This is a genomic window from Roseovarius sp. SCSIO 43702 (assembly GCF_019599045.1).
In the GTDB taxonomy this organism is placed as follows: Bacteria; Pseudomonadota; Alphaproteobacteria; order Rhodobacterales; family Rhodobacteraceae; genus Roseovarius.
In genome coordinates this window covers 3008921-3026535 of the sequence record NZ_CP080623.1, presented here as the reverse complement: position 1 = coordinate 3026535, position 17615 = coordinate 3008921, and the positions used below count along the sequence as shown (strand labels likewise).

Sequence of the window (17615 nt, the reverse complement as noted above, 5' to 3'; positions counted from 1 at the left end):
GACTGTCCGGAAGTTCCCCCGGGGCGGGACAGGTCAGCTGCGCCCGCGCTTCTCGAACCGGGGGAGCATCGCCGAGAAGTCGCGGCCCTTGCCGCCTTCTTCCTCGACGAACTGCGCGTAGAGATCGGTCGCCGCCTGGCCGAGCGGCGTGTCGGCATCCGCATCCTGCGCGGCCTGCTGGGCGAGGCGCAGGTCCTTCAGCATCAGTTCCGCGGCGAAGCCCGGCACGTAGTCATTGTCGGCGGGCGACTTGGGGCCGATGCCGGGGGCGGGGCAATAGGCGTTCATCGACCAGCTATAGCCCGAGGAGGTGGAAACCACGTCGAACATCGCCTGGCGGTCGAGCCCGAGCTTGTCGGCGAGCGCGAAGGCCTCGCAGGTGACGATCATCGTGGCGCCGAGGATCATGTTGTTGCAGATCTTGGCCGCCTGGCCGTTGCCCGAGGGGCCGCAATGCACCGCCTTCTGGCCCATGATGTCGAAAAGCGGCTTCGCGATCTCGAACGCCTTCTCGTCGCCGCCCACCATGAAGGTGAGCGTGCCGCCCTCCGCGCCGCCGATCCCGCCCGAGACGGGCGCGTCGAGCGAGAGCAGCCCCGCGTCGTTCGCCATCTCGGCCACGGCGCGGGCGCTGGCGACGTCGACGGTGGAGCAATCGAGCAGGACCGCGCCCTTCTTCATCGCGGGCACGATGGCCTCGGCCACCGAATGCAGGATGCCGCCGTTGGGCAGCATCGTGATCACCACGTCGGCGCCCTCGGCGGCATGGGCCGCATCCTCGGCCATGGCGATTCCGTCGATGGAGACCTCGGCCGTGTCGAAACCCGTCACGTCATGGCCCGCCTTGGCGAGGTTGGCGGCCATGGGGCCGCCCATGTTGCCCAACCCGATGAATCCGATCTTCATGTGTCGTCGTCCTTCTTGTGGAGGCCCAGGGCATCCTCCCCGAGCGGCATGAGCATGTCCGTCGCGGCGTGCGGCGGCAAGGTGTCGAGATCGTGCTGCCAGTCGGGCGCGCGGTCCTTGTCGATGACGGCGGCGCGGACGCCTTCGAGGAAGTCGCCGTGCTCCATCGCGCGGAACGTGTAGCGGTATTCGAGCTCAAGCGCACGGCGGATATTGGCCGCGGGGCCGCGCAGGCGGTGGAGCATCTCGACCGCGCAGGCCATCGACAGCGGCGAGTTGCGCGACAGGGCCTCGAGCGCCTGCGCCGCGAATTCGGTGTCGGAGCCTCGGAGTGCCTCGAGTATATCGGCGAGCGTGTCGCCCGAGAAATGCGCGTCGATATCGTGCAGGAGGTCCGAAAGGGCGCTGTGCGGCGGGGTTCGGCCGGCCTCGGCGATATCCGCGGTGTCGCCGCTTTCGCAGAGCCGCGCGATGAGGCCCGGCCAATCGTCCTGCGGGATGAAGATGTCGGCGAAGCCGGCGTAGATCGCGTCGCCCGGACCCATCCGCGCCGTGGTCAGCGCGAGATATTCGCCCAGTCGCCCCGGCGCGCGCGCCAGAAGGAGCGAGCCGCCCACATCGGGCACGAGGCCGATGCCGCATTCGGGCATGGCGATGCGGCTCGAATCGCAGACGACGCGGTGCGTGCCGTGGCAGGAAATCCCGACGCCACCGCCCATGGTGAAGCCCTGCATGAAGGCCACGTAAGGCTTGGGATATTCGGCGATTTTCGCGTTCAGGCGATATTCGTCGCGCCAGAAGCGGCGGCCATAGTCGAAATCGCCGGCGCGGCCCGTGTGGTAGAGCTTCTGCACGTCGCCCCCGGCACAGAATGCCTTGTCGCCCTCGGCGTCGATGATGACAAGCGCGACGCCGTCATCCCCGGCCCAGCTGTCGAGCGCGTCCTCGATGGCGAGCGCCATGTCGTAGGTGAGCGCATTGAGGGCCTTGGGCCGCGTCAGGGTTATGCGGCCCGCGCGGCCCTCGGTGCGGATGTGGATGTCGGAGGAAGTGTCCTGCTCGGTCACGCGCGCTACTCCTTCATGTCGGCCGCCCCGCGCGCCCAGGCGCGGGCGGCGGCGATGTCGCCGGGCTCGAAATAGCGCATCTCGGCCTGCGGGAAGAGGCCGTCGGCCATGCGGGTGGCCCAGTCCAGCCAGTCCTGCGCACCGACCATCGCGATCCGCGAGAAGGCGTTGCGATACTCGACACCCATCTGCATGTCACGCCAGAGCGCGCCCACGTCCCAACCGTCGAATTCGGGTGTGATCTCGACCAGCATGGGCATGCGGCCCTCGTGCCGCGCCCGGATACGCTCGAACGCGGGTTCGAAACGGTCGTAATCCTCGGTCGTGAGCCGGCCCGAGAGGGTGAGGTGCAGAAGGCCGTTTTCGTCGTCGTAGTGGATCATGGCATCCTCCTTTTGTGCGGTCACGGGGAAAACGGCGCGATCAGGAGGCGTGTTCCGCGATGAGGTGGCGCGCGACGATGAGGCGCATGATCTCGTTCGTGCCTTCGAGGATCTCGTGCACGCGCAGGTCGCGGACCAGTTTCTCGATGCCGTAATCCGCGAGGTAGCCGTAGCCGCCGTGCAGCTGGAGGCAGTCGTTGACGATGCGGCTTCCGGCCTCGGTCACGAATTTCTTGGCCATGGCGCAGAACTTGGTGGCGTCGGGCGCGCCGGTGTCGAGCTTCCACGCGGCCTGGCGCAGGAAGGTGCGGGCGGCCTGGAGCTCGATCTCGTTCTCGGCAAGGCGGAATTGCAGCGCCTGGTGCTGCGAGATGGGTTTGCCGAAGGTCTTGCGCTCGGCCATGTAGTCGAGCGTGAGGTTCATCGCCGTCTGCGCGGCGCCGAGCGAGCAGGCGGAGATATTGAGCCGCCCGCCGTCGAGCCCCGCCATGGCGTATTTGAAACCTTTGCCCTCTTCGCCGACGAGGTTCGCGGCGGCGATCTTGCAGTCATCGAACTGGACCTGCGCGGTGGGTTGGCTGCGCCAGCCCATCTTGTCCTCGAGCCCGCCGAAGCTCAGCCCGGGCGTGCCGTCCTCGACGAGCAGTGTCGAGATGCCCTTGGGTCCGTCCTCGCCGGTGCGGCATATGACGACATAGGCGTCGGAATAGCCGCCGCCCGAGATGAACGCCTTGGTGCCGTTGAGGGTGTAGCCGTCATTCGTGCGTTCCGCGCGCGTCCTGAGTGCCGCGGCGTCGGAGCCGGAGCCCGGTTCGGTGAGACAGTAGGAGAGCACCGTCTTCATCGACAGCACGTCCGGCATGACGCGCGACTTGAGCTCGTCGCTGCCGAAACCGTCGATCATCTTGGCGCACATGTTATGGATCGAGAGGAACGCGGCCACCGAGGGGCAGGCCATGGAAAGCGCCTCGAACACCAGCGTCGCGTCGAGCCGGGTGAGGCCGGCGCCGCCCGTCTCCTCGCTCACGTAGAGCCCGCCGAAACCCAGCTCGGCGATCTCGGGCCAGAGGGTCTTGGGAATGGTGCCCTCGGCCTCCCACGCGCGCGCATTGGGCGCGATGCGATCCTGCCCGAAGGCATGGGCCATGTCGAAGATGGCGGTCTGTTCCTCGGTCAGTGCGAAATCCATGCTGGCCCCCGGTGTGGCGGAATTGAACGCATGTTTAATTACCAGATGTTTCAGGAGTGTTGCAAGGTGGGCGGCGGGCCTAGAGGTCGTGGTGGAATTCCTCGATGAGGTGCCGGACCACGGCGCGCAGGGCTGCGTCCTCGTCCTCGCCGCGTGACAGGGCGTCTTCATAGGCGCTGCGCTGGCGGGAGGTGGAACCGCCGGTCGCGACCATCTCGCGCGCTGCCTCGACCTCGCGCAGGGCCGAGAAATGGCTCGCGTCCTCGGCGACGAGCGCGATCATCTCCTCGAGGAGGTCGGCGAACTCCACGATCTCGCCACGGCCGAAGTCGATGAGACCGCGCGCCGTGCCGTAACGCTGGGCCCGCCAGCGGTTCTCGGACACGAGGAAGGGATCGTAGATGCGCCAGCGCTGATTGCGGGTGGCGAGGCGCCAGAGCATCCGCGTCAACGCCTGCGTGAGCGCCGCGAGGGTGAGCGCGTGCTCGAGCCGGGGCTGCACGTCGCAGATGCGCGATTCGATGGTGGGAAACTTGGACGAGGGGCGCAGATCCCACCAGATCTTGGAGCTGTCCTCGATCACGCCCAGATCGACGAGCGTGGCGACGGAGCGCTCGAATTCCGAGAAGCTGTCCATCCGGGGCGGCAGGCCCGTGCGGGGCAGGTTGTCGAAGATCGTGAGCCGGTAGCAGGCAAGGCCGGTATCCTGTCCCTGCCAGAAGGGCGAGGAGCACGAGAGCGCCAGGAGATGCGGCAGGAAATAGCTGAGCTGGTTCATCAGGTCGGTGCGGCGGTCGGGGTCGTCGATGCCCACGTGAACATGCATCCCGCAGATCAGCATCCGGCGCACCACGCCGGCGAGATCGCTTTTCAGCGTGTTGTAGCGGTCCTTGTCGGTGTTCTTCTGATCGCGCCAGTCCGAGAACGGGTGACAGGAGGCGGCGATGGGCGCGAGATTGTGTTTCGCGGCGTGTTTCGAGACGCAGGCACGCAGGCGGCGCAGATCCTCGCGCGCCTCGCCGACGGTGGCGCAGACGCGGGTGCCGATCTCGATCTGGCAATTGAGGAACTCGGGCGCGACCTGCTCGCCAAGCTCGGACTGGCAGGCCTCCATCAGGTCGGGCGGCCCCTCGGCGAGCGCCATGCTGTCGCGATCGACAAGGAGATATTCCTCCTCGATGCCGATGGTGAAGTCGGGTTCGGTGATCGCCATGGCATGCCTTCCGTCGGGGTCCGCTCAGGAAAGCGCGGAATCCGGGGGCTGCCAAGGGAAAATGTCGCGCCGGCGGGGCAGTCGAAGACGATTGGCGCGAACTTTCCGCGCTTCCCCTCATTGCGGTTGTGCGCGCCTGCCGGCAGCGGGCGGAGATATCTGGGCGGGATGAAGGAAGGAAAAAGGGCCCCGCGCGTGGCAGGGCCCTTGATCGGACGGGACGGTTTCGGCGCTCAGTCGGCGAGCTTGAAGTGGAACTCGCCGCCTTCCTTGATGCCGGAGGGCCAGCGGGACGTGACCGTCTTGGTCTTGGTGTAGAAGCGGAAGGCATCGGGGCCATACTGGTTGAGGTCGCCGAAGCCCGATTTCTTCCAGCCGCCGAAGGTGTAGTAGCTGAGCGGAACGGGGATGGGGAAGTTGATGCCCACCATGCCCACGTTGACACGGGCCGCGTATTCACGGGCGGCGTCGCCGTCGCGGGTGAAGATCGCGGTGCCGTTGCCCATCTCGTGATCGGAGGCGAGCTTGAGCGCCTCCTCGAAGGAACCCGCGCGCACGGTCGACAGGACCGGGCCGAAGATCTCCTGCTTGTAGATGTCCATGTCGGGCGTGACCTTGTCGAAGAGGTGGGGCCCCACGAAGAAGCCGTCCTCATAACCCTGGAGCGAGAAGCCGCGTCCGTCCACGACGAGCTCGGCGCCCTGGTCGATGCCGGATTGCACGAGGCCCTCGATGCGCTTCTTGGCCTCGGCGGTGACGACGGGGCCGTAATCCATCTCGGTATCCGAGGTGTAGGGGCCGACCTTGAGCTTCTCGACGCGCGGCACGAGCTTCTCGATGAGGCGGTCGGCGGTCTCGTCGCCCACCGGCACCGCCACCGAGATCGCCATGCAGCGTTCGCCCGCGGCGCCGTAGCCCGCGCCCACGAGCGCATCCGCCGCCTGGTCCATGTCGGCGTCGGGCATGATGATCATGTGGTTCTTGGCGCCGCCGAAGCACTGCGCGCGCTTCCCGTTCGAGCAGGCGCGGCCGTAGATGTATTGCGCGATCGGCGTCGAGCCGACGAAACCGACGGCCTGGATCGTGTCGTTGTCGAGGATCGCGTCCACGACCTCCTTGTCGCCGTTGACGACCTGGCAAAGACCATCGGGAAGTCCGGCTTCCTGCCAGAGTTCGGCCAGCATGAGCGGGCAGGAGGGATCGCGTTCGCTGGGCTTGATGATGACCGCGTTGCCGGCCGCGAGGGCGGGGCCCATCTTCCACATCGGGATCATGGCGGGGAAGTTGAAGGGCGTGATACCGGCCACGACGCCGAGCGGCTGGCGCATGGAATAGATGTCGATGCCGGTGGAGGCGTCACCGGAATACTCGCCCTTGAGGAAATGCGGCGCGCCGATGCAGAATTCGACGACTTCCATGCCGCGCTGCACGTCGCCCTTCGCGTCGGGCAGGGTCTTGCCGTGTTCGCGGCTGATCGCCTCGGCGAGCTTGTCCATGTCGCGATTCACCAGGCGGACGAATTCCATCATGATCCGCGCCCGCTTCTGCGGGTTGACGGTCGCCCATTCCTTCTGGGCCTTGGCGGCGGAGGCGACTGCGGCGTCGAGCTCGGCCACGGTGGCGAGGGGGGTGCGTGCCTGCACCTCGCCGGTGGCGGGGTTGTAGACGTCGGAGAAGCGGTCGGAATTGCCCTTGGTCCGCTTGCCGTCGATGAAATGATGAAGGTCCTGCATGGTCGGTCTCCTCGGTTCGAGAACTGTCGCGCAGAAGGTAGCGTTGCAGAATTGACAGGAAAAGAGGCAATGCATCAAAAGGGGTCTTGCAGAAATGCAAGACGCACGTGTGGAGGTAGAGCGGATGGCGAGACCGAACTGGGACGATCTGAAGGTGTTTCTCGCCGTGGCGCGGGCCGAGAGCCTGACCGGGGCAGGCCGGAGCCTGCGGGTCGATCCGGCGACCGTGGGCCGGCGCATCGCCCGGCTGGAGCGCGCCCTGGGTGCGCTGCTTTTCGCGCGGTCGCCGCAGGGTTACGCGCTCACGCCCGAGGGCCAGCGCCTTATGGCGCAGGCCGCGCGCGCCGAGGAAGAGATGGCGCGCGCCTTCGAGGAACTGGATGCCGAGGCCGGACAGCTCACGGGGCAGATCCGGCTGGGGGCGCCGGATGGCTCGGCCAATTTCCTCCTGCCGCAGGTCTGTGCCGCGATCGCCGCGCAGAACCCGGATCTCGAGGTGCAGATCGTGGCCTTGCCGCGGGTCTTCAACCTGTCCAAGCGCGAGGCCGACATGGCGATCGGCGTAAGCGCGCCGACGGCGGGGCGGCTTCGGGTCGAAAAGCTGACCGATTACCGGCTGCATCTGGCCGCCTCGCGCGCCTATCTCGACGCCGCGCCGCCGATTCGCACCCTCGGGGACCTCTCGCGGCACCGGATCGTGGGATACATCCAGGACATGATCTTCGACCGCGAACTCGATTACCTGAGCGAGGCGGGGCTTGACGCGGTGCACCTGGCCTCGAACTCGGTCTCGGTGCAGCTCAACTGGATCCGGCAGGGCGCAGGCGTGGGCGTGGTCCATGACTTCGCCATTCCCTCGGCGCCGGGGGTGGAGCGAATCCTGACCCACGAAGTGAGCCTGACGCGCAGCTTCTATCTCATCCGGCATGCCGACAACCTGCGGCTGGAGCGGCTCGACCGGTTCGCGGCGGCGCTGGCCGAGGGCATGCGGCGGGAGGTGGCGCGGCTCGAGGCGCTGGCTTGACAGGTGGGGGGGGATGCACGACGCTTGACACCCAGCAACCACGAGGGAGAGACGCTATGCTTGTGAGCCAGATACTGAGCGGCAAGGGCGGGGGCAAGGTGATCACGGCCACGCCCGACATGCTCATTTCCGAGGCCGCGGCGATCCTCGCGGAGCGCCGGATCGGGGGACTCGTGGTATCGACCGATGGCAGCTCGATCGAGGGCATCCTGTCGGAGCGCGACATCGTGCGGTCGCTGGCCGCACGGGGTGCCACCTGTCTCGAGGACAAGGTGGCCGACCTGATGACGCGCAACCCGGTCTGTTGCAGCCGCGAGGATACCTCCGACCAGGTGCTCCTGCGGATGACCGAGGGCCGCTTTCGCCACATGCCGGTCGTCGAGGACGGAAAGCTGGCGGGGATCGTGACCATCGGCGACGTGGTGTCGGCGCGGCTGAGCCAGCTTTCGATGGAGAAAGACGCGCTCGAAGGGATGATCATGGGGCGGTGACGCGCCGGGCATCGTGACGGGCTTCACCCCCGGAAACCCGGAATTTTCCGGGCGTGGCCCCTTGCAATGCGGGGCGTCTCGGTGTTGCCTGCGCCGGACCATCGAAACGGAGCGACCAGATGCGCATCGGCCTCTACCCCGGAACGTTCGACCCGATCACGCTGGGCCACATCGACATCATCCGGCGGGCGGCGGTCCTGGTCGACCGTCTCGTGATCGGGGTGGCCATCAACCGCGACAAGGGGCCCTTGTTCTGCCTCGAGGAACGGGTCGCGATGATCGAGGCGGAATGCGCCAAGCTCGGCGAGCAGACGGGCATCGAGATCGTGGTGCACCCGTTCGAGAACCTGCTGATCGACTGCGCGCGGGACGTGAACGCGCAGATCATGATCCGCGGGCTGCGCGCGGTGGGTGATTTCGAGTACGAGTTCCAGATGGTCGGCATGAACCGCGCGCTCGATGACGGGGTCGAGACGGTGTTCCTGATGGCCGACGCGGAACATCAGGCGATCGCATCCAAGCTGGTGAAGGAGATCGCGCGATTGGGCGGGGACGTGCGCAAGTTCGTGACGCCGGCCGTGCGCGAGGCGCTGCGAGAGAAATTCGACGGGTCGGCGTAGGGCCTTCTCGATCTACCGCCAGAAGGCCAGCCATTCGATCATGTCCGCGAACTTGCGCGCAACGAAGAGCGTGCCGGCCCAGTCCTGGTAGCTGCGGTCGAGGGCCAGAAGGACCAAGATGATGAGCCCGAGCGCGAGCGCGATGCGGTTGGTCATGGCGCGGGCGCCCCCCGGATGCGAAACGTCCCGCCGGGTATGCCCGACGGGACGCATCCGCGCAAGAAGCGCCGGTCCTCAGCCAAGCCTGCCCATCGCGACGGCCACGTCGGCCATGCGCACGGAGAAGCCCCATTCGTTGTCATACCAGGCCAGAACGCGCACCAGTCGGCCGCCGATCACCTTGGTCTGTTCGGGCGCGAAGATCGCGCTTTCCTCGGTATGGTTGAAATCGATCGAGACCTTGGGCTCGGGGTCGTAGCCCAGGATGCCATTCATCGGGCCCGAGGCCGCAGCCTCGACGGCGGCGTTCACCTCCGCCTCGGTCACCTCGCGGGACGCCACGAAGGTAAGGTCTACCGCCGAGACGTTGGGCGTGGGCACCCGGATGGCGGAGCCGTCGAGCTTGCCCTTGAGCGCGGGCAACACCTCGCCCAGGGCCTTGGCGGCGCCGGTGGAGGTGGGGATCATCGACATGGCCGCCGCGCGGGCGCGGTAGAGATCCTTGTGCCGCCGGTCGAGCGTGGGCTGGTCGCCCGTGTAGGCGTGGATCGTGGTCATGATCCCGCTCTCGATGCCGATCGCCTCGTGCAGGACCTTGGCGACCGGGGCGAGGCAGTTCGTCGTGCAGGAGCCGTTCGAGACCATGCGGTCCTGGGCGGTCAGGTCGCCGTCGTTGACGCCCATGACCACGGTCCGGTCCACGTTCTTGCCCGGCGCCGAGAGGAGCACCTTGCCGGCGCCCCGCTCGAGATGCGTCTTCGCCTTCTCGCCGTCGTTGAACTTGCCCGTGCATTCGAGCACCACGTCGCAGCCCGACCAGTCAAGCTCGTCCATCTCGTAGGTCGAGAACATCTGCATCGGGCCGCGCCCCAGATCCATCGTGCCGTCGCCGAGCGCGATCGGGTTCGTGAAACGACCATGCACGCTGTCATACTTGAGAAGATGCGCGGCGGTCTCGAGCGGGCCGGTGGCGTTGACCTTCGTGACCTCGATGTCGTCGCGCCCGGACTGGGCGATATGCGCGAGCGTGCAGCGGCCGATGCGGCCGAACCCGTTGATCCCGACTTTGATGGTCATGGCGTGCTCCTCGATGGTGGCTTTGGGCCGGGATATAGAGGGGGGCGGCGCAGGCTGAAAGGTGCAAAACGCGGCCCGGGGGTGGTGTTAGCGTTAAATTGTCCCGCCCCGTCGCTTCATCTTGCTCTCAAATACTCCCGCCGGAGGCGCAGGTTTCAGGACGCGGAACCCTCCGGGCACGGTGCGGGACGGTTGACCGGACCACCCGCAAGGGGTAGTCTGTTTACCTTCTGTTCACCCCAGATATGGCCCCCGCATGTCCCGATTCGCCGCCCCGATTTCCCAGTCGATCTGGGACATGAAATACCGCTTCAAGGACGCGGACGGCACGCCCCGCGACGCCACGGTCGAGGATACGTGGCGGCGTATCGCGCGGGCGCTGGCGGCGGTCGAGGCGGAGCCGGAGGCGTGGGAAGACCGCTTTTACGAGGCGCTCGAGGATTTCCGCTTTCTCCCCGCGGGCCGGATCATCGCGGGGGCGGGCACCGAGAGGTCGGTCACGCTTTTCAACTGTTTCGTCATGGGCACGATTCCGGACGACATGGGCGGCATCTTCGATGCACTGCGCGAGGCCGCGCTGACCATGCAGCAGGGCGGCGGGATCGGCTATGATTTCTCGACCATCCGCCCCAGGGGCGCGGATGTGAAGGGTGTGGGCGCGGATGCGAGCGGCCCCTTGAGCTTCATGGACGTGTGGGACGCGATGTGCCGCACGATCATGAGCGCCGGATCGCGCCGGGGCGCGATGATGGCCACGATGCGCTGCGATCACCCGGATATCGAGGAGTTCATCGCGGTCAAGGCCGATCCCGCGCGCCTGCGCATGTTCAACCTGAGCGTTCTGGTTACGGATGCGTTCATGGAGGCGGTCAAGGCCGACGGGCCGTGGGAGCTCAGCTTCGGCGGGAAGGTCTATCGCACGCTCGAGGCGCGCGACCTGTGGAACCGGATCATGCAGGCGACCTATGATTTCGCCGAGCCGGGCGTCATCTTCATCGACCGCATCAACGCCGCCAACAACCTGCATTACTGCGAGACGATCGCGGCCACCAATCCCTGCGGAGAGCAGCCGCTCCCGCCTTATGGCGCATGTCTTCTGGGTTCGGTCAACCTCGCCCGGCTGGTGCGCGACCCGTTCGGTGGGGACGCGCGGGTGGACGAGGCGGAACTGGCCGAACTGGTGTCCGTCGCGGTGCGGATGATGGACAATGTCGTCGATGCGAGCCGCTTTCCCCTTCCAGAGCAGGAGGCCGAGGCGAAGGCCAAGCGGCGGATCGGCCTCGGCGTCACCGGGCTCGCCGATGCGTTGATGATGGTGGGATTGCGTTATGGCAGCGAGGAAGCCGCGGCGCAGACCGAAAGCTGGCTGCGCGCGGTCGCGCGGGCGGCCTACCTCGCCTCGGTCGAGCTTGCGCGCGAGAAGGGTGCCTTCGCGCTGTTCGAGGCCGAGCCGTATCTTGCCAGCGGAACGATGCAGGGCATGGACGAGGATGTGCGCGCAGCCATCGCCACGCATGGCATCCGCAACGCGCTTCTGACCTCGATCGCCCCCACGGGCACGATCAGCCTCTATGCCGGCAACGTCTCGAGCGGGATCGAGCCGGTCTTCGCCCATTCCTACACCCGCAAGGTGCTTCAGAAGGACGGCAGCCGAACGGAGGAGGAGGTGGTGGATTACGCCGTGCAGATGTGGCGCGACATGATGGGCGACGCGCCCCTGCCCGACCATTTCGTGAACGCCCAGACGCTTGCGCCGATGGATCACGTGCGCATGCAGGCGGCGGCGCAGAAATGGGTGGATTCGTCGATCTCGAAGACGATCAACTGCCCCGAGGACATCTCCTTCGCCGATTTCAAGGACGTCTACATGCAGGCCTGGGACCTGGGCTGCAAGGGCTGCACGACCTATCGGCCGAACGAGGTGACGGGAAGCGTGCTGAGTGTGAGAGAGACCGAGGAGGCCCCGGATCAGGTCCGGGGCGTGGGCGTATCGGAGGATGGCGATGTGATCTACATGGCCGAGCCGCTGGACCGTCCGCAGGAGCTCGAGGGGGCGACCTACAAGCTGAAGTGGCCCGACAGCAGCCACGCGATCTATGTCACCGTGAACGACATCGTGCTGGGCGGGCACAGGCGGCCCTTCGAGGTGTTCATCAACTCGAAGAACATGGAGCATTTCGCGTGGACCGTGGCGCTCACGCGGATGATCTCGGCGGTGTTCCGGCGCGGCGGCGACGTGAGTTTCGTGGTCGAGGAGCTCAAGGCCGTGTTCGACCCGCGGGGCGGTGCGTGGATGGCGGGCAAATACGTGCCCTCGATCCTCGCGGCGATCGGCGGCATTCTCGAACAGCACATGATCCGTATCGGCTTTCTCGAGGGCGAGGGGATGGGCCTCAAGACCGATCCGCGTGCCGAGGTCGTGAACCTTCCCGGCAGCCGCGGCGCCGCCTGCCCGGCCTGCGGCGAGTACGAGATGCGGATGAGTGAAGGCTGCCTCACCTGCGGCGCGTGCGGCTACAGCAAGTGCGGGTGACGGGGACGGGCGTTACAGTTGTAAGCCGAGAGAACTATTTGTTCTTTCAAGGAGATTTTCTTGACATTCCGGCAAGCGTGACTTGACCCCGGGCCGAAACGCCCGGTTTTCGCGACCGAACACCCTCCGGTTGCTTTCCGTTACGTAATATCGCAGCCTGGTAGAAATTTGCCAGCGCCGTCCTGCCTGCGTCGGCTCCGAAGGAGCTTTTCCATGTCCACCCGCGATTTCCGATCAACTCGCCGACAGTTCCTCCAGGGCGGGGCCGCCGGTGCGGCTTTGTCCACGGTTGCCCGGCCCCTTGCCGCGCAGGAGCCGCCGGTTCCGCTTGAGCAGTATGAGGCCGAATTCTTCGACGCGGGCGAATGGGCGTTCGTGATGGCGGCCACCGCGCGGCTGATCCCGTCAGAGGGCGACGGCCCCGGCGCGCTCGAGACCCGCGTGCCGGTCTTCATCGACCGCGAGATGGCGGGCGAGTTCGGGCAGGCCGCCACCTGGTACATGGAGGGCCCGCATCAGCCGGATGCCGCACCGTTGTTTGGATACCAGTCGCCGCTGAGCCCCGCCGAGGTGTATCGGGGAGGCATCGCGGCATTCAACGAGTGGTGCAGTTCGGAGCATGGCGCAGGCTTTGCCGATCTCGACGCGGACACGCAGGACGCCGCGCTGACCGCGCTGGAGGCGGGCGACGTGCCGCTTGCCCCGGAACTGCGCGATTTCTTTGCCCTGCTGCTTCAGAATACGAAGGAAGGCTATTTCGCCGATCCGCGTCACGGCGGCAATCACGGCATGGCGTCCTGGGTCCATATCGGGTTCCCCGGCGCGCGGGCGAGTTTCCTGGAATGGACGGACCCGTCAAAGGACGACGTGCCCTATCCGCTGGGGCCGGTTTCCATCTCGGGCGAGAGGGCTTGAACCATGGCACGTGAAGAAAAGCGCAAGGACGTGGTGATCGTCGGTTTGGGCTGGACCGGCTCGATCCTGGGGATCGAACTGGCCGATGAGGGCCTTGAGGTGTTGGCGCTGGAGCGCGGGCCCGATCGCGACACGGTTCCCGATTTCCAGTATCCCGACGTGGCGGACGAATTGCGCTACGGCATCCGCTACGGCTTCATGCAGAAGCCCAGGAACTCCACGATCACCCTGCGGCACGGCCTTGATGACACTGCCCTGCCGTATCGGCAGCTCGGGTCGTTCCTGCCCGGCGACGGCGTTGGTGGTGCGGGCATCCACTGGAACGGCCACAACTGGCGCGCGATGGAAGAGGAGTTCCGCCTGCGGTCCTATGTGGAGGAAGAGTTCGGCGCGGACATCATTCCCGAGGGCATGACGATCCAGGACTGGGGCGTCACCTACGAAGAACTCGAGCCGCATTTCGACCGGTTCGAGTACATGGCCGGGATCGCCGGCCAGGCGGGCAACATCAACGGCGAGATCATTCCCGGCGGCAACCCGTTCGAGGCGCCGCGGTCGCGTGATTTTCCCATGCCTCCGCTGCCCCAGACCCTGAACGGACGCATGTTCAAGGCCGCCACAGAGGCGATGGGTCTGCACCCGTTTCCGCGCCCCGCCGCCAACGCGTCCGAGGCCTATGTCAACGAATACGGAATGCAGCTTGGCCCCTGCAACTACTGTGGTTTCTGCGAACGCTATGGTTGCCTGAACTATTCCAAGGCCTCCCCCCAGACCTGTATCCTGGACGCGCTGAAGCGCCGGCCCAATTTCAGCTATCGCACCCGTTGCGAGGTCCTGAAGGTGGAAAAGGCCGCCGATGGCAAGACCGCAACCGGCGTCACCTATTGGGACGAAGAGGCCGGAGAAGAGGTGTTTCAGCCCGCCGACCTGGTGATCCTTGCGGCCTATCAGCTGCACAACACCCACCTGATGCTGCTGTCGGGGCTGGGCGAGCCCTACGACCCGCGGACCGGCGAGGGCGTGACCGGCAAGAACTATGCCTACCAGATGAGCGGTGGCACCTCGATGTTCTTCGAGGACGTGGAATTCAATCCCTTCGTCGGTGCCGGGTCGAACGGCTATTGCATCGACGATTACGCCATCAACCAGATCGATTTCGCCGCCGAGGGGTTCATCGGCGGCAGCTATATCAGCACCAGCCAGACCAACGGGCAGCCGATCCGGTCGATGCGCGTGCCCGGCGATGTGCCGAAATGGGGCGCAGGCTGGAAGGAGGGGATCAAGAAATGGTACGGCCATTCCATGTCGATCGGCAGCCACGGGTCGAACATGGCCTATCGCGACTGCTATCTCGATCTCGATCCCACCTACAAGGATCCGCATGGCCGCCCCTTGATGCGGTTGACCTTCGACTGGAAGGACAACGATATCCGCATGACCCAGTTCATGCGCCGCCAGATCGAACCCATCGCACAGTCGATGAACCCCACCTCGTGGGCCTCGGGCTACAAGCAGGAGGGCGCGCGCTATGACATCCGGCCCTATCAGACGACGCATAACGTGGGTGGCACGATCATGGGCGAGGATCCCAAGACCTCGGTGCTGAACCGTTATCTGCAATGCTGGGACGTGCATAACGTCTTCGCCATGGGGGCAGGGGCGTTTCCGCAGAACATCCAGTACAACCCCACCGGCGTCGTCGGGGCGCTGGCCTACTGGGCAAGCGATGCCATCCGCAAGGATTACCTGACCAATCCGCGGCCCCTGGTCTGAGGAGATACGATCATGCAGACTTTTCTCCGCATTCTGCCCGCGCTTGTCCTTGTCGGGATCGTGGCGCTGGCCGCGTTCATCTTCTGGCCGGTTCAGACGACGCCGCCGCAAGCCGATCTGCCCGCCGATTACGAGGTGCCGGAGGGCGCCGGTGAATATGCCATGCAACTGGCCGACTGCGCCGCCTGTCACACGGCAGAGGGGGGCGAACGCTTTGCCGGCGGGCGGGCGATCGAAAGTCCGATGGGTGTCATATATTCCTCCAACATCACGCCAGATCCGGACACCGGCATCGGCGGCGTGACATTGGACCAGTTCCGCGCCGCGCTCTACGACGGCATCGGCAAGGATGGCGAACATCTCTACCCGGCCATGCCCTATGCCAATTACCGCAAGCTGAGCGAGCGTGACGTGCGCGCACTTTACGCGTATTTCATGGACGAGGTTCCCGCGGTGCGCCATGCGGTCACCGAGACCAACCTGACCTTCCCCTTCAATCAGCGCTGGGGGATTCGGGCGTGGAAATGGGTGGCATTGGGCGAGGCCGGCTTCACGCCGGAATTCGATGACGAGCAGCTGAATCGCGGCGCCTATCTGGTCGAAGGGCCGGGCCATTGCGGCGCCTGTCACAGCCCGCGCACCGCTCTCTTCGCGCAGGCGGGATACACGGCGGCGGATGACCGGTTCATGGCCGGTGGGGAGATCGCCGGGTGGCACGCGCCCGACCTGCGCGAGCCGAACAGCGCGCCCCAGAAATGGGCCGCCGAGCAACTGGCCCATTGGCTGCGCACCGGGCGCAACAACCATGCCGGCGTGAGCGGTGAAATGAAGCTGGTCGTGGGCGAATCCCTGCAATATCTGACTGACGAGGATGTCGCCGCGATGGTCGCGTATCTGCGCCATATCGGCCGCGATGGTCCCGCGCCGGAGACCCCCCGGGCGCGCCCCGAGACGTCGGGCGAGACCGAGGCGCTGCTTGCCTCCGCCGATCCGGATATGGATCTGGGCGCGCGTCTTTACCTCGACAACTGCAATGCCTGCCATTTCGTCGATGGTCTGGGCGGGAACGAGGTGTTTCCCGAACTCGATGGCAATTCGCTGGTCAACGCGCCGGGAGGCACGGGCCTGATAAATATCATCCTGCACGGTGCGGAAACGCCATCGACCGAGATACGACCCATGCGTCTGCGCATGCCGGGCTTTGCCGACCGGTTGTCGGACGACGAGGTGGCGACGCTGGCGAATTTCGTGCGCAGCGGGTGGAGCAACTCCGCGCCCCCCGTGGATGCGGATACGGTCGCAGGGTTGCGTGAGAGCGGCGCCGAGGCCGATTGAGGCGAAACGACCAGCGGCAAGGTTACACGCGATTGCATTTGCGCGCGCTGCGGGGTTGGGTAATCTGGGCCCGTGCGGCGCGGCGTCGCGAGAGGACCGGATTTGAGTGAAGCCACAACCCCGACCAGTCGGCCCACGAGCGCACGGATCGTTGCGGTCGGTGTGATCCTCCTGCTGATCGTCGTCGCGGCGATCTATGCGGTTATGGACCGCAGCGTGCCCGGCAGTGCGCGGGGCGTCGTCTCGGCCTATGTCGTGCAGATCGCGCCGCGCGTCTCGGGGACCGTGACGCAGGTTCACGTGGCGGACGATGCCATCGTCGAGACGGGCGATGCGCTTTTCTCGCTCGATCCGCGGCCCTTCGAGCTGGCCGTGCGGCAGGCCGAGGCGAATGTCGCGAGCGCGCTCCAGAACGTGGACGCGTCGAGCGCGTCGATCGTGGCGGCGCAGGCTTCCGTCACGCAGGCTCGCACCGCGCTCGACAATACCCGCGCCGAGGCCGAACGCACATTCAAGCTGGAGGAACGCGGCATTGTCGCTGCAGCGCGCGGCGACCAGGCCCGCGCCGCCGTGGCCGAGGCAAAGGCGGCGCTGGACCAGGCAGAGGCCAACCTCGAGAGTGCGCAGGCACAGCTCGGTCCCGAAGGCGAGGACAACCCCGCCTTCCAGGCCGCCGCCGCGCAGCTCGAGCAGGCGCAATACGATCTGGCCTCGACCACAGTGCGCGCGCAGCACCGCGGCGCGGTGACCAACCTGACGCTGGCCGAAGGCCAGTTCATCGCGGCGGGCAATCCTGCGCTGACCTTCATCGACGCCGAGGCCGGCTGGATCACGGTGGACCTGCGCGAGAACCAGTTGCAGAAGGTCGAGCCGGGCGATCCGGCGCATGTCCTCTTCGACGCGCTGCCGGGCCGCATATTTCGCGGGCGGGTCCAGAGCGTTGCCTGGGGGATCGCGCCGGGCCGCAACGTGCAGGGCGGGCTCGTGGTGAACCAGTCCTCCAAGACGTGGTTCGAGCCCGCGCGCAGCATCCCCGTGCGGATCGAGCTGGAGGGCGGTATGCAGGACTGGCCCTATGCCGCGCGGGTGGGCGGCAAGGCCCACGTGGTGATCTTTGCCGAGAGCGAGGGCGGGCCGCTCGCCCTTCTTGCACGGGGGATGCAACGGCTGCGCTCCTGGGCCAGTTTCCTGCACTGA

16 protein-coding genes are annotated in these 17615 nt (G+C 66.4%); 8 read left to right on the top strand and 8 right to left on the bottom strand.

From position 1 onward, the window contains the following. Positions 1–33: 33 nt before the first annotated feature. The 6 genes from mmsB to K1T73_RS14945 all read right to left on the bottom strand — a co-directional run bounded on the left by mmsB (position 34) and on the right by K1T73_RS14945 (position 6491). Positions 34–1008: a 3-hydroxyisobutyrate dehydrogenase gene (gene mmsB, locus K1T73_RS14970; protein WP_259400536.1), complete on the bottom strand. Its 975-nt coding sequence runs from the start codon at positions 1006–1008 to the stop codon at positions 34–36. After that, complete coding sequence (locus K1T73_RS14965) at positions 903–1973, bottom strand: enoyl-CoA hydratase/isomerase family protein (protein ID WP_220601467.1); 1071 nt, start codon at positions 1971–1973, stop codon at positions 903–905. Before K1T73_RS14965 ends, mmsB begins: the two co-directional genes overlap by 106 nt. 5 nt (positions 1974–1978) lie before the next feature. Then, positions 1979–2356, bottom strand: coding sequence for an STAS/SEC14 domain-containing protein (locus K1T73_RS14960; RefSeq protein ID WP_220601466.1), 378 nt, complete (start codon positions 2354–2356; stop codon positions 1979–1981). Between the two features lie 40 nt (positions 2357–2396). Beyond that, complete coding sequence (locus tag K1T73_RS14955; protein WP_220601465.1) at positions 2397–3545, bottom strand: acyl-CoA dehydrogenase family protein; 1149 nt, start codon at positions 3543–3545, stop codon at positions 2397–2399. Positions 3546–3624: 79 nt separating this feature from the next. Next, positions 3625–4758: a carboxylate-amine ligase gene (locus K1T73_RS14950; RefSeq protein WP_220601464.1), complete on the bottom strand. Its 1134-nt coding sequence runs from the start codon at positions 4756–4758 to the stop codon at positions 3625–3627. Between the two features lie 233 nt (positions 4759–4991). Then, on the bottom strand, positions 4992–6491 hold the full coding sequence (locus tag K1T73_RS14945) for a CoA-acylating methylmalonate-semialdehyde dehydrogenase (protein WP_220601463.1): 1500 nt from the start codon (positions 6489–6491) through the stop codon (positions 4992–4994). Positions 6492–6585: 94 nt separating this feature from the next. Here K1T73_RS14945 and K1T73_RS14940 point away from each other — a divergent pair, with 94 nt between their 5' ends. The 3 genes from K1T73_RS14940 to coaD all read left to right on the top strand — a co-directional run bounded on the left by K1T73_RS14940 (position 6586) and on the right by coaD (position 8626). Beyond that, positions 6586–7515, top strand: a complete 930-nt coding sequence (locus K1T73_RS14940; RefSeq protein WP_259400291.1) for a LysR family transcriptional regulator — start codon at positions 6586–6588, stop codon at positions 7513–7515. Positions 7516–7571: 56 nt separating this feature from the next. Then, positions 7572–8006 carry a CBS domain-containing protein gene (locus K1T73_RS14935; protein WP_220601462.1) on the top strand — a complete coding sequence of 145 codons (435 nt, stop codon included), beginning with the start codon at positions 7572–7574 and terminating at the stop codon, positions 8004–8006. Positions 8007–8125: 119 nt separating this feature from the next. Further along, positions 8126–8626, top strand: a complete 501-nt coding sequence (gene coaD / locus K1T73_RS14930; protein ID WP_220601461.1) for a pantetheine-phosphate adenylyltransferase — start codon at positions 8126–8128, stop codon at positions 8624–8626. A 12-nt stretch (positions 8627–8638) separates the two neighbouring features. On the opposite strand, the gene K1T73_RS14925 is transcribed toward coaD, so the two are convergent. Both K1T73_RS14925 and gap read right to left on the bottom strand, forming a co-directional pair. Then, positions 8639–8782, bottom strand: coding sequence for a hypothetical protein (locus K1T73_RS14925; protein WP_220601460.1), 144 nt, complete (start codon positions 8780–8782; stop codon positions 8639–8641). Positions 8783–8860: 78 nt separating this feature from the next. Then, the gene (gene gap, locus K1T73_RS14920; RefSeq protein ID WP_220601459.1) at positions 8861–9862 is read right to left on the bottom strand and encodes a type I glyceraldehyde-3-phosphate dehydrogenase; all 1002 of its coding nucleotides are present in this window, start codon (positions 9860–9862) and stop codon (positions 8861–8863) included. 256 nt (positions 9863–10118) lie between these two features. Here gap and K1T73_RS14915 point away from each other — a divergent pair, with 256 nt between their 5' ends. The 5 genes from K1T73_RS14915 to K1T73_RS14895 all read left to right on the top strand — a co-directional run bounded on the left by K1T73_RS14915 (position 10119) and on the right by K1T73_RS14895 (position 17615). Then, a complete protein-coding gene (locus K1T73_RS14915) occupies positions 10119–12395 on the top strand; it encodes an adenosylcobalamin-dependent ribonucleoside-diphosphate reductase (RefSeq protein WP_220601458.1) in 2277 nt (758 codons plus the stop codon). A gap of 213 nt (positions 12396–12608) precedes the next feature. Beyond that, positions 12609–13310, top strand: coding sequence for a gluconate 2-dehydrogenase subunit 3 family protein (locus tag K1T73_RS14910; RefSeq protein WP_220601457.1), 702 nt, complete (start codon positions 12609–12611; stop codon positions 13308–13310). A gap of 3 nt (positions 13311–13313) precedes the next feature. Next, the gene (locus K1T73_RS14905) at positions 13314–15083 is read left to right on the top strand and encodes a GMC family oxidoreductase (protein WP_220601456.1); all 1770 of its coding nucleotides are present in this window, start codon (positions 13314–13316) and stop codon (positions 15081–15083) included. 12 nt (positions 15084–15095) lie between these two features. Further along, entirely contained in the window at positions 15096–16418 is a 1323-nt protein-coding gene (locus K1T73_RS14900) for a cytochrome c (RefSeq protein WP_220601455.1), read from the top strand. Positions 16419–16520: 102 nt separating this feature from the next. After that, complete coding sequence (locus K1T73_RS14895) at positions 16521–17615, top strand: HlyD family secretion protein (protein ID WP_259400290.1); 1095 nt, start codon at positions 16521–16523, stop codon at positions 17613–17615.